Below are 19381 nucleotides of genomic sequence, written 5' to 3' on the forward strand. Positions count from 1 at the left end.
CTGTGATCGTCTCGGCCCGCATACTCGGGGAGTGACCGCGCATGAGCCCCCGGGCGACCCCGGTACCGAGGCGTTCGACGCCGTCGTGCTCGCCGGAGGCGCCGCCCGGCGGCTCGGCGGCGCCGACAAGCCCGCCCTGCGGGTGGGTGGACGGGCGCTCCTCGACCGTGTGCTGACCGCCTGCGCCGGGGCGGCGACGACCGTCGTCGTCGCCGAGCCCCGGCCCACCGCGCGGCCCGTGCGGTGGGCCCGTGAGGAACCCCCGGGCGGCGGCCCGCTCGCCGCGCTGGGCGCCGGACTCGGGCACACCACCGCGCGTCAGGTCCTCGTACTCTCCGCCGACCTGCCGTTCCTGGAGGAGGCGACGGTACGGCGGCTGCTGCGCGCCCTCGCGGACTCCGAGGACAGCGCGGACACCGCCGACGGTGTGCTGGTCACCGACCCCGAAGGCCGTGACCAGCCCCTCGTGGCCGCCTACCGGGCCGAGCCCCTGCGCCGCGAGCTGGCCCGGCTCGCCGCCGGGCACGAGGGCCTCACCGGGCTCCCCCTGCGACGGCTGACCGCCGCGTTGCGCCTCACCCGCATCACCGACCCGGTCGCGTCCTTCGACTGCGACACCTGGGACGACATCGCCGCCGCCCGCGCACGGATCAGGGAGCATGGCCACGTGTTGGATGAATGGATTTCCGCAGTCAAGGACGAGCTGGGGATCGACCTCGACGTCGACATCACCGAACTGCTCGACCTCGCCCGTGACGCCGCCCACAGCGTGGCCCGGCCCGCCGCCCCGCTGACCACCTTCCTGATCGGCTACGCCGCCGCCAGGGCCGGGGGAGGCGCCGAGGCGGTCACCGAGGCCGCCCGCAAGGCCTCCGCCCTGGCCCTGCGCTGGGCCGACGAGGCAACGCCCGACGCCGAGCCGGGTGCCCCGTCGGGTCGAGGACCCGGTGCCGGGTCCGACGCCGGGTCCGACGCCGGGTCCGACGCCGGGTCCGACACCGGCGAGGACACCGGGTCCGGCCCCGGCCAGGACACCGGGCCGGCCGCCGGATGACCGCCCAGGACGCCGAGGAACTCGACGTGGAGGAGGCACTGGCCGTGGCCAACGACAGGGCCGTCCAGGGACCGAAGGAGCCCCGCTCCTCCCGCGAGACCTCCACGACGGGCCGGCCCGACACACACGGGTCCCAGGGCGACGCCCACCAATCCAGGGGCGACGCGCACGGGTCCAAGGGCGAACCTCACCACAGGGCCACCTCCTGGCCCGAGGCCCGGGCCGTGGCCGAGCGCGCCGCCCGCTCGGTCGGCCGCCGGGCCCCCGTCTCGGTCACCGTCGACAAGGCCCTCGGTCTCGTTCTCGCCGCGCCCCTGACCGCCCTCACCGACCTCCCCTCCTTCGACACCTCCGCGATGGACGGCTGGGCTGTGGCGGGTCCCGGTCCCTGGGCCGTGCGGGAGGACGGTGTGCTGGCCGGGCACGCCGATCCCGGGCGGCTCACGGACGGGGAGGCGGTCCGGATCGCCACCGGCGCCCGTATTCCGCCCGACACGACGGCCGTTCTGCGCAGCGAGCACGGCCGCACCGACGACCAGGGACGGCTGCACCCGACCCGGGACGTCTCCCACGGGCAGGACATCCGCCCACGGGGTCAGGAGTGCCGCCACGGCGACCAACTGCTGCCGCTCGGCACGCAGATCACCCCGGCAGCGCTCGGGCTCGCTGCGGCCGCCGGGTACGACACGGTGAGCGTGCTCCCCCGCCCGCGCGTCGAACTGCTGGTCCTGGGTGACGAACTGCTCACCGACGGACTTCCGCGCGAGGGCCTCATCCGCGATGCTCTCGGCCCGATGCTGCCGTCCTGGCTGCGGGCACTCGGCGCCGAGGTGACCGCCGTACGCCGCCTCGGGGACGACGCCGACGCCCTGTACCGGGCCGTGAAGAAGTCCCCCGCCGACCTCGTCGTGACCACGGGCGGCACGGCCGCCGGACCCGTCGACCACGTCCACCCCATCCTGCGCCGCCTCGGGGCCGAACTCCTCGTCGACGGCGTGAAGGTGCGCCCGGGGCACCCCATGCTGCTGGCCCGCACCAAGCAGGACCAGTATCTCGTCGGGCTGCCCGGTAACCCGCTGGCCGCTGTCTCCGGGCTGTTCACGCTCGCCGAGCCTCTGCTGCGGACCCTCGCCGGACGTCCCGCCCCGGAGCCGTACGCGGTGCCGCTGCGGGAGGGGGTGCATGGGCATCCGTACGACACCCGGCTGGTTCCCGTCGGTCTGCGCGGTGACGACGCCGTGCCGCTGCACTACAACGGTCCCGCTATGCTCCGCGGAATCGCCACCGCCGATGCCCTTGCCGTCGTACCGCCCGGCGGTGCCCGCCCCGGTCAGCAGCTGGAACTGCTCGACCTGCCCTGGGCGACCGCCGGGATCCAGGTGTGTTTCACGTGAAACATCGATACGGCCGACCAGCCGTAGGACCACGGTGTTTCACGTGAAACAACGGGCTGTCGGGGGCGAGGGACAGCCAGGGGATGTACGTCGAAACGGGGAGTGTTTCACGTGAAACTGCCGGGCCAGGACGCGATCGCCCGCAAGGCGGACGAGCGTCTGGTGACCCACCAGGTGAGGCTGCCGAGACGCGAGGTCGAGCGGCCGATCCGGCAGGTCGCCAAGCGACTGGCGATGGCCTTGTTCGTGCTGGTCGCGACCGCGTTCATCGTCTATGCCGACCATGAGGGGTACAACGACAACTCCGACGGGTCGGTGGACCTGCTGGACGCGTTCTACTACGCCACCGTCACCCTCTCCACCACCGGGTACGGCGACATCACCCCGGTCAGTGACGCGGCGCGGTTCACCAACATCTTCGTGATCACGCCGCTGCGTGTGCTGTTCCTGATCATCCTGGTCGGCACCACGCTGGAGGTCCTCACGGAACGCACCCGTGAGGAATGGCGAGAGAACCGCTGGAGGGCGGCCTTGAGAGAGCACACCGTTGTCGTCGGCTGGGGGACCAAGGGGCGGTCGGCGATCCAGACCGTCTGCGCGACCGGGCTGAAGAAGGAGCAGGTGGTCGTCGTGGACCCCAACTCCGAGGTCATCGAGGCCGCCACCGCCGAGGGGTACACGGGTGTCATCGGTGACGCGACCCGCAGTGATGTACTGCTGCGGGCCGAGGCGCAGAAGGCGCGCCAGATCATCATCTCCACCGCGCGGGACGACACCGCCGTCCTGGTCACGCTGACCGCCCGCCAGCTCAACCGCCAGGCCAAGATCGTGGCCGCTGTGCGGGAGGAGGAGAACGCGCCGCTGCTGAAGCAGTCCGGGGCGGACGTCGTCATCACCAGCGCCAGCGCCGCCGGACGGCTGCTCGGGCTCTCCGTGCTCAGCCCCGCCGCCGGCATGGTGATGGAGGACCTCATCCAGCAGGGCAGCGGCCTCGACATCGCCGAACGGCCGGTCATAAAGGCCGAGGTGGGGCGCGGGGTGCGGGAGACGGAGGACCTGGTGGTCAGCGTGCTGCGCGGACACCGGGTGCTCGGCTACGACGACCCGTCCATCGGTGAACTCCAGCTGACGGACCGGCTGATCACCATCGTCCGGGCCACCCCGAGCACGAAGATCACCCCCGAGACCAAGCACCTGCCGTAGCGGGAGCGAGAGGTGGCCCCGGGGCGCAGCGCCCCAGGGCCACCTTTTTCGTGACGCTCGCCTACTTGCGGTTGTAGAGCCGCATCGTGATCGGTCCGAAGACCAGCACGAACAGGGCGGACCAGCCCAGCGTCCAGGCGATCTCCGCGGTGGGCCACTCGCCCGCCATCAACTCGCGGACCGCCGACGCCAGATGCGTGACCGGGCTGTTGTTGACGAACGCCTGGAGCCAGCCCGGCATCGTGCTCGGGTCGACGAAGACGTTGGACAGGAAGGTCAGCGGGAAGATCACCATCATGCTGACGCCCATCACGGACTTCTCGGTGCGCAGCATCAGGCCGAACATCGTCCAGATCCACGAGAACGCGAACGAGAAGACGATGAGCAGCGCGACCCCGGCGACCACGCCCAGCACCCCGCCGTCCGGGCGGTAGCCGAGGATCATGCCGACGGTGAGCATCACCGCGGACGCGATCGCGTACCGCAGGGCGTCGCCCAGCAGATAGCCGACCATCGTCGACGGCCGCCAGATCGGCAGCGAGCGGAAGCGGTCGAAGACGCCCTTCTCGATGTCCGTGTTGACGGAGACACCGGTGTACATCGTGATCATCACGACCGACATCACCAGGATGCCCGGCAGCAGGAACTGGATGTACTCCTCCGGTGAACCGGCCAGCGCACCGCCGAAGAGGTACGTGTACATCAGCACCATCATGATCGGGAAGGCGGTGACGTCGAAGAGCTGCTCCGGTACGTGCTTGATCTTCAGCATGGCCCGCCAGCCGAAGGTCAGGGACGCCGACAGCGCGCTGGGCCGCGGTGGCCGTTCCCTGGAGATGAGCAGCGCGGCGAGCGACTCGGCGCTGACGGGAGCGAGTTCCTGGTTCTCGGTGGTGGTCGCGGTGCTCATACCGCCGCCTCGTCCTTCGTCTCGGGGGCGTCGTCGGCCTGCGTGGCCGCCGCCTTGGTGTCGTGTCCGGTGAGGGCGAGGAAGACCTCGTCCAGGCTGGGCTGCCCCAGCGAGAAGTTGTCGACGGTGATGCCGGTGCGGGCCAGTTCGGCCAGTGCCCGGGCGGCCGCCTCGGTGGCGCCCCGCCCGTTGGCGGAGCCGCCGCCCACGCGCGCGGTCAGCGCCACCGGGTCCGGCTCCCGCTGCACCTCGGCGTCCAGGGCGAGGCGCAGCACCTCCTCGGCCTGCGGCCGCTGGGCCGCGTCGCGCAGCCGCAGATGGACGGAGCCGGCCCCCACGGACGCCTTCAGCTCGCCCTTCGTGCCCTCCGCGATCACCTTGCCGTGGTCGATGACCGCGATCCTGGACGCCAGCTGGTCCGCTTCGTCCAGATACTGCGTGGTCAGCAGCACCGTCGTGCCCTGGGCGACCACCGCGCGCACGATGTCCCACACCTGGTTGCGGCTGCGCGGGTCGAGGCCGGTCGTGGGCTCGTCGAGGAACAGCAGGTCGGGTGTGTTCAGGATGGACGCGGCGATGTCGATACGGCGCCGCATGCCGCCCGAGTAGTGCTTGACCTGTTTCCCGGCGGCCTCGCTCAGCCCGAAGGCCTCCAGCAGCTGTCCGGCGCGGAGCCGTGCCGCCTGTTTGCCGTGGCCGAGGAGGCGGGCGAGCAGCACCAGGTTCTCGGTGCCGGTCAGGTCCTCGTCCACGGAGGCGTACTGCCCGGTCAGGCTCACCCGGCCGCGGACCTCGTCGGCCTCCCGGACGACGTCGTGACCGAAGACGTGCGCCTCACCCCCGTCGGGGCGCAGCAGGGTGGCGAGCATCTTCACCGTGGTCGTCTTGCCGGCGCCGTTCGGGCCGAGGACGCCGTAGACCGTGCCGGCCGGCACGGCCAGGTCGACGCCGTCGACGGCCCGGGTCTCGCCGAAGGTCTTCACCAGACCCGCGGTCTCGATCGCGAGGCCGGACGTCTGTGCGCTCATGTCTGAGATCCTTCCGCGTACGGGGCCCGTGTCTTGGGCTACGCAAAGGGAGACCGTGGGGCCCGCCGAAACTCATCGGTCGCCGCGCGGAAAGTCGCCACGGCTTCGCACTCGGGGCCGAGGCGTGTCTCGTGCGTCCGCGAGGCGATGGAGTCTTCACGATCTCGCCGATGGGCTGTGAACGCATCCCTGTGACGACCAGAGGTTCAGGATCGGCGGTGCGGGAGGGTCGGGGGCGGGCTGCCCGCCGAGGGCAACCGGGGTCGGGCGGGGGCCGGGCGGGGTCGGCGGCGGAGGCGTGAAGGTGTGGGTGCCAAGGGCGTGACGCCGAGGTCGGGGAGTAGCGTCCCCCTCATGCATGCGATCACGATTCCCGAACCCGGTGGACCCGAGGCCCTGGTGTGGGACGAGGTCCCCGACCCGGTGCCCGGCGAGGGCGACGTGCTCATCGAGGTGGCGGCGAGCGCGGTGAACCGCGCCGATCTGCTCCAGCGACAGGGCTTCTACGACCCCCCGCCCGGCGCCTCCCCCTACCCCGGCCTGGAGTGTTCCGGGCGGATCGCGGAGATCGGGCCCGGTGTGGCCGGGTGGAACGTCGGCGACGAGGTGTGCGCGCTGCTCTCGGGCGGCGGCTACGCGCAGAAGGTCGTCGCCCCGGCCGCCCAGCTGCTGCCCGTGCCCGCCGGGGTCGGCCTGACCCGGGCGGCCGCGCTGCCCGAGGTGGTCTGCACGGTCTGGTCGAACGTCTTCATGATCGCCCACCTGCGCCCCGGTGAGACCCTCCTCGTCCACGGCGGCTCCAGCGGCATCGGCACCATGGCCATCCAGCTCGCCAAGGCCGTCGGCGCGAAGGTCGCGGTCACGGCGGGTACCGAGGGGAAGCTCGAACAGTGCGCCGCCCTGGGGGCGGACATCCTGATCAACTACCGCGAGCAGGACTTCGTCGAGGAGGTCCGCAAGGCCACGGACGGCAAGGGCGCGGACGTGGTCCTCGACAACATGGGCGCCAAGTACCTCGACCGCAACGTCCGGGTCCTCGCTGTCAACGGCCGCCTCGCGATCATCGGCATGCAGGGCGGCGTCAAGGGGGAGCTGAACATCGGCGCCCTCCTCGCCAAGCGCGCCGCGATCAGCGCGACCTCGCTGCGCGCCCGCCCCCGGGAGGAGAAGGCCGCGATCGTCGCCGCCGTGCGCGAGCACGTGTGGCCGCTCGTCGACGGCGGCCATGTGCGCCCCGTCGTGGACCGTGAGATCCCCATGGACGACGCGGCCACGGCCCACCGGGTGCTGGAGGAGAGCGGCCACATCGGCAAGGTTCTGCTGGTCGTGCCGTAGCGGACCGGGCCCGTACCGAGCCGGGGTGCGACCCGGCTCAGTACCGCCTGATCCGCAGTCCGACGAAGGCCAGCCCGAGGCCCACGCCCATCAGGATGAGGCCGCTGCCGAGGGTGAGGACCCGCAGGACGGGTTCCTCGCCGGTCGCGCCGTCGGTTCCGGGCGGCGCGACCGGAACCGGCAGGGCCGCGTCCGGGTCGTCCGGCTCGGGGGCGGGGTCCTCCGGAGGCACGTACGTCTCGTCCTCCGGTGCCTGGGGCCAGGCCTCCTGCCGCCCCGGCCGCTCCCGTCCCTCGCCGGCGCGACTGCCGGCCCAGGAGGTCGCGGGGTCGGGCTCGGCCGCGTGCGCGGCCGGCACGGCCCCCGCCACCAGGACCAGGAACAGTCCCGCGACGAGGACGAGTCCCGTCAGGCGTGCCGTGCGAAACGTAGGGGCCACGCCCTCAGGCTCACACGCCCTCCGCACCCCGGCATCTCGGCCCGGGCCGCCCCGCCCCCGGCAACCGCCGTGTGCACGGTGGATCACCCAGGGTGGGGGGCTACGGCCCGGTGCGGTGCGGGCGTGGGAGAGAATGGCGGTATGGAGATGCCGAGGAACGAACGGTCGCCCGAACAGCCCCAGATCCTGGTCGTGGGCCAGGACGGAACGGCGGTGGGCGGCGCAGGAGACAAGGACTCCCGCGAGGTCCCGGTGACGGAGATGGTGGAACAGCCGGCCAAGGTCATGCGCATCGGCAGCATGATCAAGCAGCTGCTCGAAGAGGTACGGGTCGCCCCCCTCGACGAGGCCAGCCGGGCCCGGCTGAAGGAGATCCACGCCAGCTCGGTCAAGGAACTGGAGGACGGCCTGGCGCCCGAGCTGGTCGAGGAGCTGGAGCGGCTCTCCCTGCCCTTCATGGACGAGGTGATCCCGAGCGACGCGGAGCTGCGGATCGCGCAGGCCCAGCTGGTCGGCTGGCTCGAAGGCCTCTTCCACGGGATCCAGACGACGCTGTTCGCCCAGCAGATGGCCGCCCGGGCCCAGCTGGAGCAGATGCGCCGCGCGCTGCCGCCCGGCGTCGGCGGCCACGAGGGCGACGACGACCCGCGGACGATCGGCCGCTCGGGAGGCCCGTACCTCTAGCCCCGGGGCGGACCCCCGTCCGGCGCGACACCCCCCACTCCCTTCGTACACAAAGGGCCCGGCACGTGAGGTGCCGGGCCCTTCCACATGCCAGGGGTGCGGGGGTCAGGAGGGGTTGCCCGTGGAGACCTTGAGGACGACCGAGGGCATGTCCTTGGGGTCGACGTCCTCGTCGGCCGACGGGTACTGCTCCATCACGGTGCCCTCGCCGTAGGTGTTCTCGTCGACCTTCTGGACGTCGTACTCCCAGCCCGCCGCCTGGAAGCACTTCTTCACCGAGTCGATGTTCTTGAAGGTGAAGTCCGGCAGCTCGATCTTGTCCGGGTCGTTGTACGACTCCACGGGGTCCGTGCACTCGGTCGTTTCGATGACCTTCGAGGTGTCCGGGCCCTTGTGCCCCTCGACCACGGTGGGCGAGGAGGACGCGGTCGTGCCCTCGTCGCCGCCCTCGGTCTCGCTGCCCGAGTTCAGGGTGAGCGCCACGATCAGACCGCCGACCGCGAGGACCGACACGGCGATCGCCCCCACGATCACGCCCTTGCTGCTCTTCCCGCTCCCGGGACCCCCCGCCGACGGCGAGGACTGGTGGGGCGCGATGTTGTACGGGGGCGGGGTGGCCGCCCCCTGCTGCGGCGCGTAGGCGGAGGTCTGCGGCGGCGTCGCGTAGCCGCCCTGCTGCGGGTAGCCGTAGGACGGGGCGGGCGCGGGCGTCGGCGGGCCGTATCCGCCCGTCCCGTGCGGCTGGTACGGCGTCTGGACGCTGCCCGACTGTGGTGTGCCCGTGTGGTCGATGGGCGGGAAGACCGCGGAGGAGACCCCTGCGCCGCTGGGCGTCTGCGCGCCCGGCACGATGCTCGGCGCGAGGGGCTGGAGCGACGCGGCGACCCGCAGGCACTCGTCCCGCATCGCCTCCGCGCTCGGGAACCGCTCGTTCGGGTTCTTCTTCAGCGCGCGGGCGACGATGGCGTCGACGGCCGGCGGCAGGGAACGGTTGATCGAGGAGGGAGCGACCGGCTCCTCCTGGACATGGGCGTACGCGATGGCCAGCGGCGAGTCCGCCTCGAAGGGCAGGCGCCCGGTGGTCAGCTGGAACAGCATGATGCCGACCGAGTACAGGTCGGAGCGGGCGTCCACGCCACGGCCGAGGGCCTGCTCGGGCGAGAGGTACTGCGGGGTGCCCACGACCATGCCGGTCTGCGTCATCGACGTGACGCCCGACTGCATGGCGCGGGCGATGCCGAAGTCCATGACCTTCACGACGTCGCGCTTGGTCATCATCACGTTGCCCGGCTTGATGTCCCGGTGGACCAGGCCCATCTCGTGGCTGATCTCCAGCGCCGCCAGCACGTCCGCGGTGATCTTCAGTGCCTTGTCGGAGGGCATCGCGCCCTGCTGGGCGACGTCGGCGTCGAGCACCGAGCCGAGCGGGTTGCCCTCGATGTACTCCATGACGATGTACGGCGTCGTCATGCCGTCCATCTCGTCCTCGCCGGTGTCGAAGACGGAGACGATGTTCGTGTGGGTGAGCTTCGCCACGGCCTGCGCCTCACGGCGGAAGCGCTCACGGAAGGCCTGTTCGCGGCCCAGTTCGGTGTGGAGTGTCTTGATCGCGACCTGCCGGTCGAGCACCGAGTCGTACGCGAGGTGGACGGAGGCCATACCGCCCTCGCCGAGCAGGTCACGCAGCTGATAGCGGCCACCGGCTAGCGACCGCCCCGCGTACCGGCCCTGTGCGGCGTCCTGGCTCATCGTCCTGCGTCCCCCATCGGCGCGCGAAAGCTGCTGGCATGGCTCCCGCGATCGGTGATCCCTGCTGCTGCCGGTGATCCTTTGAGCTATTCCCGGCCAAGTCTGCCGCAGGCCACTGACACGTCAAGCTCGGTGCCCGATCCGTGACCGTACGAGAAAGAAGCGTCGCGGAAGCGTTACAGGGGGCGTACGCCCGGTACACAGAACTTGCACGAGTGCGCGCGCTGCGGGTTTCATGGCCGACTCGACCTTTGGATCCACCTTGAACCCGTCGTGAACCCCGTCGCGCATCCAACCCGGACCGGCCCCTTGCGTGAAGGCTGTAGCGTGGCCGCCGGAGACCGTAACAAGTACCGCGCGGACCGCGGGCAGAAACGACGGCGAGGACTGATGGCACAGCAGCAGCGCTCTCAGGGCCCGTCCGACCCCGAGGCGACTGGCGGCGGCATGTCGGACGCGCCGGAGTTGTGGGGCAACGGCGGGCTGGTCGGTGACGGTCGGTACCGGATGACCCACAGACTCGGCCGGGGCGGCATGGCCGAGGTGTTCGCGGCGGAGGACGTGCGCCTCGGTCGCACGGTGGCGGTCAAACTGCTCCGTTCCGACCTTGCCGAAGACCCCATTTCCAAGGCCCGCTTCACGCGTGAGGCCCAGGCGGTGGCCGGTCTCAACCACCACTCGATCGTGGCGGTCTACGACTCCGGCGAGGACGTCGTGAACGGCACGCCCGTGCCGTACATCGTCATGGAGCTGGTCGAGGGCCGCACGATCCGCGATCTGCTGATCAACGCGGAGGCGCCCGGCCCCGAACAGGCGCTGATCATCGTCTCCGGTGTGCTGGAGGCGCTCGCCTACTCCCACCAGCACGGCATCGTGCACCGCGACATCAAGCCGGCGAACGTCATCATCACCGACAACGGCGCCGTGAAGGTGATGGACTTCGGCATCGCCCGCGCCCTGCACGGGGCGTCGACGACGATGACGCAGACCGGCATGGTGATGGGCACGCCCCAGTACCTCTCCCCGGAGCAGGCCCTCGGCAAGGCCGTCGACCACCGCTCCGACCTGTACGCCACCGGCTGTCTGCTCTACGAGCTCCTCGCGCTGAGGCCGCCGTTCATCGGCGAGACCCCGCTGTCGGTGGTCTACCAGCACGTCCAGGACATCCCGGTGCCCCCTTCCCAGTCCTCGGACGGAGCGGCGCCGCCGGAGCTCGACGGCCTCGTCATGCGCTCCCTCGCCAAGGACCCGGACGACCGGTTCCAGACGGCCGAGGAGATGCGCGGCCTCGTCCAGTACGGCCTGCAGATGCTGTACGACCAGGGCAGCCACACCGGCACCTGGAACACCGGGCCCGTCGCCGTGCACGACGGCCGGCAGACGCCGCCGGGCGGTATGTCCGGTACGACGGTCATGCCCCACCCCGGGGAGCCGGGCACCTCGCAGATTCCGCAGCCGATCCTGCCGGGATACGGCGGCGGTGGCCGGGACGACGGCGGCTTCGAGGGGCGCGGCAACCGGGGCAGCGGCCGCGGCAAGCTGTGGATCCTCGCCGTTCTCGCGGTGATCGCCATCTCGGCGGGTGTCGCGCTGGCGCTGAACACCAACAAGGACGACGGCGGCGGCGGCAACGAGACCACGAAGTCGCCGACGACCTCGACGTCCAGCAAGGACAAGGACCCCACCGAGACGCCGAGCGACGACGTGACCGAGGAGGAGACCGAGGACAGCAACAGTACGGGCGACCAGCCCGACTACACGCCGTCGTACACACGGTCCCCGTCCTTCAGCCAGTCGCCGACGCCGAGTCAGCCGACGGCCAAGCCGACGACGGAGGACCCGCCGACGGAGGAGCCGACGGTCTCGGAGGAGCCGGAGCCCCCGGTGAGCGAGAGCCCCGACGAGGGCACCAGCGGGGACACCGCCGGTCTGCCGGGAGGTGTCGGCGGCGGCGGCGACGAGGAGTGATCCCGAGGCGTGAGCGCAGTGGCCCCGGACGGGTCACTCCACGAACGCCTCGCACACCGCGTCGTACTCCCTCGTCCACCACACCGCCAGCGCCGATGCCGCGGGGAACTGCGGATCGGCGCGGGTGTCGCCGCGCTCGTAGTGCCAGCGCAGCATCCAGAAGTCGTTGAGCCGCTCCCACCACACGCGGTGCACGGCGGCCGCGAGTTCGGCCGGGCCGGCCCCCGCGGAACGCCGGTACGCGCGCGCGTAGGACCGTACCCGCGCCAGATCCAGGGCGCCGACGGGACGCACGAAGAAGATCACCGCCGCCCGGACCGCCTCCTCCGCGCGCGGCCGCACACCGAGCCGGTCCCAGTCGAGGATCGCGGCGGGCACCTCGGGGGCGTCGTCGCGGTAGAGCACGTTCAACGGGTGGAAGTCCCCGTGCACCCACCCCACCGGGCCGCCCCCGGGCGGCCGCAGCCGCGCGTGGCGCTCCAGCAGTTCCCGCCGCTCCAGCAGCCGGTGCCGGGCGAGCGCGTCGAAGGCGTCGGCCGGCCGGTGGCGCCCCACCCGGTCGAGCAGCGCGTCGATGAGGGCGAAGGTCTCCACGGGATCCGCGCTCTCGGACCAGGGAGTCTCCGCGCCGCCGGGATCCCGTACGGCTTCCGCGCCGCCCGCCGTGCGATCGGCGCCGCGGGGCGCCGAGGCCGGCCTCCCCGGGCTCCGGCGCCGGGCCTGGAGCAGCCGCTCGCGCACCGGTGCCACCGGCACCTCCGGCGACGACACCGCCGGAACCGCCGGCTGCCGCGCCGCCATCACCCGCTCCAAGGACGCGTGCACGACACCCAGGAGTGACCCCAGCCGGCCGCACTGCCCGGGGGTGAGCTGGCCGCCGTGCCGGTGGCGTCCCTCGATCCAGGGGTGCAGGGCGTAGGCGTGGCCGCCGACCACGGCGACCGTGTCGCCGTCGAGCCCGGCCAGGGGCGGGGCCACCGGTACCCCCAGCTCGGCCAGCCGCTGCGTGGCCCGGTGCTGGCGGACGATCGCGGCCGGAGCGGCGGTCTCGGGGTCGAAGTGGTGCTTCAGGAAGAACCGGCCGCGGGTGGTGGAGAGCCGGTAACCGCGATTCAGGAGCCCTTCGTCGACGGGTTCGCAGGAGAGGGCGGATCCGGCGGAGAACCGCTTCAGGAGGGAACCCAGCGGGGGCGCGTGGAGCGCGGAGGGTGGTACAGATGAGCGCGGCACGCGCCAGATGTTAGGGCACGCGCCACGCCCCTGAGCTGCCGGTTGTCGCACACAGTCGTTACCGGTCACACAGTGCTCAGAACCGAACGGTGGCTCGACGCGCAGACGTACGGGCCGGGCGGCCGCCGCGTCCGCGAGGGCCGTGGCGGGATCGCACGGCAGCACGGATGGAGCAACTTCGGCAGTCGATCTCGATGCCCGCCCCCGGTGAAGTCTTCCCGTGGCCGGGGTGACCGGGATAACGTGCCCGTGTTCCGGCCCCCTGCCAGGCTGTTAACCAGTGCTGTGACCAGCGACTGTTCCCGACGGACGCGACTTTCTTGGACCCCCTAGTACCGAATTACTTGGAAATCCAAGGAAAATCGCAGGTCAGTAGGGGTTTCACAGGAATGTGGAGCACTGGGTAACGTGCCTCGTGCAGGGCGCTCGCCGGGGCACCTGTCACGTCTGTTCCCGGCCAAGGGCACCCACCCCGTGCACGGGCACCGGGATCAGGCGAGCCGCACTGGTCACCCGGCAACCCCGGGGGCCGGACCGACGGAGGAGCACACGTGACCGTGGAGAGCACTGCCGCGCGCAAGCCGCGACGCAGCGCCGCAGGCAAGACCGGCACCACCGGCAGCAAGGCGGCCGGCACCACCGGCACCAGGCGCGCCGCCACTGCCGAGAAGCCGACCGACGCCCAGCCCGAACTCGTTCAGCTGCTGACGCCCGAGGGCAAGCGCGTCAGGAACGCCGAGTACGACCCGTTCGTCGCGGACATCACCGCCGACGAGCTGCGCGGCCTGTACCGCGACATGGTGCTGACCCGTCGCTTCGACGCCGAGGCCACCTCCCTGCAGCGCCAGGGCGAGCTGGGCCTGTGGGCCTCGCTGCTCGGCCAGGAGGCCGCCCAGATCGGCTCCGGACGGGCCACCCGCGAGGACGACTACGTCTTCCCGACCTACCGCGAGCACGGCGTCGCCTGGTGCCGCGGCGTCGACCCGACCAACCTGCTCGGCATGTTCCGCGGCGTGAACAACGGCGGCTGGGACCCGAACAGCAACAACTTCCACCTCTACACGATCGTCATCGGCTCCCAGACGCTGCACGCCACCGGCTACGCCATGGGCATCGCCAAGGACGGCGCCGACTCGGCGGTCGTCGCCTACTTCGGTGACGGCGCCTCCAGCCAGGGCGACGTCGCCGAGGCGTTCACCTTCTCCGCGGTCTACAACGCGCCGGTCGTGTTCTTCTGCCAGAACAACCAGTGGGCGATCTCGGAGCCCACCGAGAAGCAGACCCGCGTCCCGCTGTACCAGCGCGCCCAGGGCTTCGGCTTCCCGGGCGTCCGCGTCGACGGCAACGACGTGCTGGCCTGTCTCGCGGTCACCAAGTGGGCGCTGGAGCGCGCCCGCCGGGGCGAGGGCCCCACCCTGGTGGAGGCGTACACGTACCGCATGGGCGCCCACACCACCTCCGACGACCCCACCCGCTACCGGCACGACGACGAGCGGGTGGCCTGGGAGGCCAAGGACCCGATCGCGCGCCTGCGCGGTTACCTTGAGTCCCAAACCGACACGAACGAGGGATTCTTCGCGGAACTCGAAGCGGAGAGCGAGGCGTTGGGAAGGCGAGTGCGCGAAGTGGTGCGTGCCATGCCCGACCCGGACCACTTCGCCATCTTCGAGAACGCGTACGCGGACGGACACGCGCTCGTGGACGAGGAGCGCGCCCAGTTCGCCGCGTACCAGGCGTCGTTCGCCGACGGGGACGTAGAGGAGGGCAAGTAGCGATGACCACGCAGACAGCCGCGCAGACGGCAGGGCAGGACGCCGGGCGTTCCGCCCCGAAGAGCATGGCGATCGCCAAGGCGATCAACGAATCGCTGCGCAGGGCCCTCGAAGCCGACCCGAAGGTCCTCGTCATGGGCGAGGACGTCGGCAAGCTCGGCGGTGTGTTCCGGGTGACGGACGGCCTGCAGAAGGACTTCGGCGAGGACCGGGTGATCGACACCCCGCTCGCCGAGTCGGGCATCGTCGGCACCGCCATCGGCCTCGCCCTGCGCGGGTACCGGCCGGTGGTCGAGATCCAGTTCGACGGTTTCGTCTTCCCCGCGTACGACCAGATCGTCACCCAGCTCGCCAAGATGCACGCGCGCTCGCTGGGCAAGGTCAAGCTTCCCGTCGTCGTCCGCATCCCCTACGGCGGCGGCATCGGCGCGGTCGAGCACCACTCCGAGTCCCCGGAGGCGCTGTTCGCGCACGTGGCGGGCCTGAAGGTGGTCAGCCCCTCCAACGCCTCGGACGCCTACTGGATGATGCAGCAGGCCATCCAGAGCGACGATCCGGTGATCTTCTTCGAGCCCAAGCGACGCTACTGGGACAAGGCCGAGGTCAACCCGGAGGCCATCCCCGGTCCGCTGCACAAGGCACGGGTCGTCCGCGAGGGCACCGCCCTCACACTCGCCGCGTACGGCCCGATGGTGAAGCTCTGCCAGGAGGTCGCCGACGCGGCCGCCGAGGAGGGCCGCGCCCTGGAGGTCCTGGACCTGCGGTCGGTGTCCCCGCTGGACTTCGACGCCATCCAGGCGTCCGTGGAGCGGACCGGCCGGCTGATCGTGGTCCACGAGGCTCCGGTGTTCTTCGGCTCGGGCGCGGAGATCGCCGCCCGCATCACCGAGCGGTGCTTCTACCACCTGGAGGCGCCCGTCCTCCGCGTCGGCGGGTACCACGCCCCCTATCCGCCGGCCCGGCTGGAGGAGGAGTACCTGCCGAATCTGGACCGGGTGCTCGACGCCGTCGACCGCTCGCTGGCGTACTGAGGGAGAGGTCCGTGACGACGATGACAGACACGTCTCCGCGCGAGTTCAAGATGCCCGACGTGGGCGAGGGACTCACCGAGGCCGAGATCCTCAAGTGGTACGTCCAGCCCGGTGACACCGTCACCGACGGCCAGGTCGTCTGCGAGGTCGAGACGGCCAAGGCCGCCGTCGAACTGCCCATCCCGTACGACGGTGTCGTACGCGCCCTGCACTTCCCCGAGGGCACCACGGTCGACGTCGGCACGTCGATCATCGCGGTGGACGTGGCGGGCGGGGCCCCGGCCTCGGCGCCCGCGTCGGCGCCGGCCGCGACGGCTGCCCCGGCCGAGGCAGCCGCGCCCGCCCGGCCCGCCGCGAAGCCCGAGCCGGTGGCCAAGAAGCCCGAGCGCAAGCCGGTCCTCGTCGGCTACGGGGTCGCCGAGTCGTCCACGAAGCGCCGCCCCCGCAAGGGAGTTCCGGCCGCGGCGGTGCCCGCCGAGGACACCTTGTACGCGGCCACCGCGATCCAGGGCGTCCAGGGCGAGCTGAACGGACACGGTCACGCCGCCGGCGGGCAGCGTCCGCTGGCGAAGCCGCCGGTCCGCAAGCTGGCCAAGGACCTCGGTGTGGACCTGGCGACGATCACCCCGTCCGGCCCGGACGGCGTGATCACCCGCGAGGACGTCCACGCGGCCGTCGCCCCGCCGAAGGCTCCCGAGCCGGTGGCCCAGGCGCCGGTGACCCAGGCCGCTCCGGCCGCCTCCGCCCCGGCCCCGGTGGCGTCGTACGACGGCGCGCGCGAGACCCGGATCCCGGTCAAGGGGGTCCGGAAGGCGACGGCGGCGGCGATGGTCGGCTCGGCCTTCACCGCGCCGCACGTCACGGAGTTCGTGACGGTCGACGTGACGCGCACGATGAAGCTGGTCGAGGAGCTGAAGCAGGACAAGGAGCTGGCGGGCCTGCGGGTCAATCCGCTGCTGTTGATCGCCAAGGCGCTGCTCGTGGCGATCAGGCGCCACCCGGACATCAACGCCTCCTGGGACGAGGCCGCCCAGGAGATCGTGGTCAAGCACTACGTGAATCTGGGCATCGCGGCGGCCACCCCGCGCGGTCTGATCGTCCCGAACATCAAGGACGCCCACGCGAAGACGCTGCCGCAGCTGGCGGAGTCGCTGGGCGAGCTGGTCTCGACGGCGAAGGAGGGCCGCACCAGCCCCGCCGCGATGCAGGGCGGCACGGTCACCATCACCAACGTCGGAGTCTTCGGCATCGACACCGGCACGCCGATCCTCAACCCCGGCGAGTCCGCGATCCTCGCGGTCGGTTCGATCAAGCCGCAGCCGTGGGTCCACAAGGGCAAGGTGAAGCCCCGTCAGGTCACCACCCTGGCGCTCTCCTTCGACCACCGGCTGGTGGACGGGGAGCTGGGCTCCAAGGTGCTGGCGGATGTGGCGGCGATTCTGGAGCAGCCGAAGAGGCTGATCACGTGGGCATGAGGCCCACGACTGAGTAGGCTGACGGGTAAGGGCCGGTCGCAAATTGCTGTTGCGACCGGCCCTTACCCTCAACTCCGCTCAGGTGCCGTCAGCGGCGGCTGAGCACATACACCGGCGCCCCGTCCTCCGCCGCGCCCATGGGGTGGATGCAGGCGTGCTTGCGCAGCAGCCGCAGACATTCGTTGACGCGGTGCACGGACAGCCCCGTACGGGCCGCGATCGCCTCCAACGGCTGCCGCAGTTCACCCTTCTCGACCAGCACCGGGGCGATCACGACGGCCACCGTCCACACGTCCTCCGTCACCGACAACCGCTCCCGCCAGTCGGCCAGCACGGTCTCCGTGGTGGGCTGCTTCGGGACCGTCGTGGTGTCGGACACCGGCCGGGCGAGAGTCAGGGCGTCGAGCCGGTCCGCGATGCGCTCCATGGCCTGGGCCATGGCCTGCTGGGCGGCGAGGGTGGCGGTCTGCAGCTCCACCATCTGCTCCTGCAGGGCGATCGACCTCTGTTGTGCCACCGCGAGTTGCTCGTCCGCCTGGAGGTTGCGCTCCTCCAGCCGGACGATGGCCTCGGCGACCTGCTCGGGCATGGCGTAGGCGACGGGCGCGCCCGGCTCGCAGGGCTGCACCTCGGCCTCCTCCAGGGTGTAGGAGCCCTCGCGCTGAACGGTCTCGATCACTTCGGCGACCCACCGCTTGAAAGGTGCGCACTCCGGCTTGGTGCAGGCGCTGACGAGAAGGATCAGACCCTGGAGATCGATGAGATTCATGTCTCGGCGCCACTCCCGACCTGCGGGAACGCTGAGACCGTGACCTCCAGTCAGTGTCTCGAGAGACTCTCGATGCGTCTCTGGGACGTGATCGAGAAGAGCCTTCCGAGGCGTGGTGTAGCCCAACTGCTTGCAGACGTCCACCGCCGGGAACCAGTGCGTCCCGTCCGGCATTGTCAGTCGGCGGACCCGGGCTCCGGTAGCCGCGTAGACGAAGTCGCCGACGTCGAGCGCGTCCTGCTGACGCATGCGGGGGTCGGGCTGGTGCTTGCTGGGTTCGATCATGTGAACCACCTCCGCTGCGGAACGTATGGCGGAGGAAATCGAATATGCCAGCTGGATTAACCATGTTCACTAATGCGAGGTAAAGAGGCCTGATTGGCTTGCGCGAAGAAGCGGGAAGGGGCCACCGCGGTGAGCGGTGGCCCCTTCCCGTGAGATGCCCGGGTCGCCTACAGCGTGGCGAACCCGTAGTCCATGAGCTTCTTCACGTCCGCCATGCGGTTGGCCTCGGTGGAGGACGTGAGCACGGTGCCCATGACGGTCTTGCCGCTGCGGGTGGCCGCGAAGACGAGGCAGTACTTGGCCTCGGTGCCCGAACCGGTCTTGATACCGATCGTGCCCTTCCAGCCGAGCAGCAGGTTGGTGTTGTTCCACGCCGCCATGGTGCGGGTGCTGCCGGTCTTGGTGATCGTCTTCGCCGTGTAGGACTTCGTCGCCACGATCTTCTTGAAGTTCGCGTTCTTCATGACGTCGCGCGCGAGCTTGGTGAGGTCACGCGGAGTCGAGGCGTTCGCGCCCTTGCTGATGCCGTCGAACGAGTCGAACTTGGTGTTCGTCATGCCGAGGTTCTTGGCCGTGGTGTTCATCTTGGCGATGAAGTTCTTGGTACGGGCCGAGACCGTCGAGCCGGAACCGTACTTGTCGGCCAGGGCCATCGCGGCCTCGCAGCCCGACTTCAGCATCATCCCGTACAGCAGCTGACGGACGGTGACCTTGTCACCGACGATCAGATTGGCCGACGAGGCACCGTTCTTGACGATGTAGTCGCTGTAGGCCCCCTTGATCGTCACCTTGGCGTCGAGGTTCAGGTTCGGCTGCGACAGCACCACCTTGGCGGTCATGATCTTCGTGGTGGAGGCGGTGAGCCTCTTGGTGTCAGCGGCCTTGGTGAAGAGGGTCTTGCCGTTGGCGCTGTTCATCACGAACCCGCCCTTGGCGGTGATGGTGGGCTTCGCGGGTGCGGCCTGCGCAGGGGCGGAGCCGACGACTCCGGTCGCGATCATCGCGCCGGTGGTCACGACGACTGCAGCGGCTCTGCGGACACGTACGCCCTTTAT

The 19381-nt window shown here is 71.0% G+C and carries 16 protein-coding genes; 9 read left to right on the forward strand and 7 right to left on the reverse strand.

Annotation, left to right across the window (positions count from 1 at the left end):
• Positions 1–31 precede the first annotated feature (31 nt).
• From STRBO_RS0100255 to STRBO_RS0100265, 3 genes are all read left to right on the forward strand, one after another.
• Positions 32–1054 (forward strand): NTP transferase domain-containing protein, encoded by a 1023-nt coding sequence (locus STRBO_RS0100255; protein WP_005483060.1) that lies wholly within the window; start codon positions 32–34, stop codon positions 1052–1054.
• Positions 1051–2448 (forward strand): molybdopterin molybdotransferase MoeA, encoded by a 1398-nt coding sequence (locus STRBO_RS0100260; protein ID WP_005483062.1) that lies wholly within the window; start codon positions 1051–1053, stop codon positions 2446–2448. Before STRBO_RS0100255 ends, STRBO_RS0100260 begins: the two co-directional genes overlap by 4 nt.
• A gap of 111 nt (positions 2449–2559) precedes the next feature.
• On the forward strand, positions 2560–3651 hold the full coding sequence (locus tag STRBO_RS0100265) for a potassium channel family protein (RefSeq protein WP_020113587.1): 1092 nt from the start codon (positions 2560–2562) through the stop codon (positions 3649–3651).
• A gap of 61 nt (positions 3652–3712) precedes the next feature.
• On the opposite strand, the gene STRBO_RS0100270 is transcribed toward STRBO_RS0100265, so the two are convergent.
• Positions 3713–4561 carry an ABC transporter permease gene (locus STRBO_RS0100270; protein WP_005483065.1) on the reverse strand — a complete coding sequence of 283 codons (849 nt, stop codon included), beginning with the start codon at positions 4559–4561 and terminating at the stop codon, positions 3713–3715.
• Complete coding sequence (locus STRBO_RS0100275) at positions 4558–5589, reverse strand: daunorubicin resistance protein DrrA family ABC transporter ATP-binding protein (protein ID WP_005483067.1); 1032 nt, start codon at positions 5587–5589, stop codon at positions 4558–4560. The genes STRBO_RS0100270 and STRBO_RS0100275 overlap by 4 nt, the downstream gene beginning before the upstream one ends.
• 354 nt (positions 5590–5943) lie before the next feature.
• On the opposite strand from STRBO_RS0100275, the gene STRBO_RS0100280 reads away from it, so the two are divergent.
• Entirely contained in the window at positions 5944–6924 is a 981-nt protein-coding gene (locus STRBO_RS0100280; protein ID WP_005483071.1) for an NAD(P)H-quinone oxidoreductase, read from the forward strand.
• Between the two features lie 37 nt (positions 6925–6961).
• Here the strand turns inward: STRBO_RS0100280 and STRBO_RS0100285 are convergent, their stop codons facing one another.
• Positions 6962–7363 (reverse strand): hypothetical protein, encoded by a 402-nt coding sequence (locus STRBO_RS0100285; RefSeq protein ID WP_020113588.1) that lies wholly within the window; start codon positions 7361–7363, stop codon positions 6962–6964.
• A 141-nt stretch (positions 7364–7504) separates the two neighbouring features.
• Between STRBO_RS0100285 and STRBO_RS0100290 the strand changes: the two genes are divergently transcribed.
• Positions 7505–8047: a bacterial proteasome activator family protein gene (locus tag STRBO_RS0100290; protein ID WP_005483072.1), complete on the forward strand. Its 543-nt coding sequence runs from the start codon at positions 7505–7507 to the stop codon at positions 8045–8047.
• 105 nt (positions 8048–8152) lie between these two features.
• On the opposite strand, the gene STRBO_RS0100295 is transcribed toward STRBO_RS0100290, so the two are convergent.
• Positions 8153–9796, reverse strand: coding sequence for a protein kinase domain-containing protein (locus STRBO_RS0100295; RefSeq protein ID WP_005483073.1), 1644 nt, complete (start codon positions 9794–9796; stop codon positions 8153–8155).
• A 390-nt stretch (positions 9797–10186) separates the two neighbouring features.
• On the opposite strand from STRBO_RS0100295, the gene STRBO_RS0100300 reads away from it, so the two are divergent.
• Complete coding sequence (locus tag STRBO_RS0100300) at positions 10187–11764, forward strand: protein kinase domain-containing protein (protein WP_020113589.1); 1578 nt, start codon at positions 10187–10189, stop codon at positions 11762–11764.
• Between the two features lie 33 nt (positions 11765–11797).
• Here STRBO_RS0100300 and STRBO_RS0100305 read toward each other — a convergent pair whose 3' ends face one another.
• Positions 11798–12994 carry a phosphotransferase gene (locus STRBO_RS0100305; protein ID WP_005483077.1) on the reverse strand — a complete coding sequence of 399 codons (1197 nt, stop codon included), beginning with the start codon at positions 12992–12994 and terminating at the stop codon, positions 11798–11800.
• A 551-nt stretch (positions 12995–13545) separates the two neighbouring features.
• Between STRBO_RS0100305 and pdhA the strand changes: the two genes are divergently transcribed.
• From pdhA to STRBO_RS0100320, 3 genes are read left to right on the forward strand one after another with little or no spacing between them, the layout of a single operon-like run.
• Complete coding sequence (gene pdhA / locus STRBO_RS0100310) at positions 13546–14766, forward strand: pyruvate dehydrogenase (acetyl-transferring) E1 component subunit alpha (protein ID WP_005483078.1); 1221 nt, start codon at positions 13546–13548, stop codon at positions 14764–14766.
• Between the two features lie 2 nt (positions 14767–14768).
• Positions 14769–15797: an alpha-ketoacid dehydrogenase subunit beta gene (locus STRBO_RS0100315; RefSeq protein WP_005483080.1), complete on the forward strand. Its 1029-nt coding sequence runs from the start codon at positions 14769–14771 to the stop codon at positions 15795–15797.
• 11 nt (positions 15798–15808) lie between these two features.
• Positions 15809–17272 (forward strand): dihydrolipoamide acetyltransferase family protein, encoded by a 1464-nt coding sequence (locus STRBO_RS0100320; protein ID WP_005483081.1) that lies wholly within the window; start codon positions 15809–15811, stop codon positions 17270–17272.
• An 88-nt stretch (positions 17273–17360) separates the two neighbouring features.
• On the opposite strand, the gene STRBO_RS0100325 is transcribed toward STRBO_RS0100320, so the two are convergent.
• Together STRBO_RS0100325 and STRBO_RS0100330 are read right to left on the reverse strand one after the other, a co-directional pair.
• Positions 17361–18326 carry a BRO-N domain-containing protein gene (locus STRBO_RS0100325; protein ID WP_005483083.1) on the reverse strand — a complete coding sequence of 322 codons (966 nt, stop codon included), beginning with the start codon at positions 18324–18326 and terminating at the stop codon, positions 17361–17363.
• 167 nt (positions 18327–18493) lie between these two features.
• On the reverse strand, positions 18494–19342 hold the full coding sequence (locus STRBO_RS0100330; protein ID WP_005483084.1) for a D-alanyl-D-alanine carboxypeptidase family protein: 849 nt from the start codon (positions 19340–19342) through the stop codon (positions 18494–18496).
• Between the last annotated feature and the right edge of the window lie 39 nt (positions 19343–19381).

Source organism: Streptomyces bottropensis ATCC 25435 (assembly GCF_000383595.1).
Classification (GTDB): domain Bacteria; phylum Actinomycetota; class Actinomycetes; order Streptomycetales; family Streptomycetaceae; genus Streptomyces; species Streptomyces bottropensis.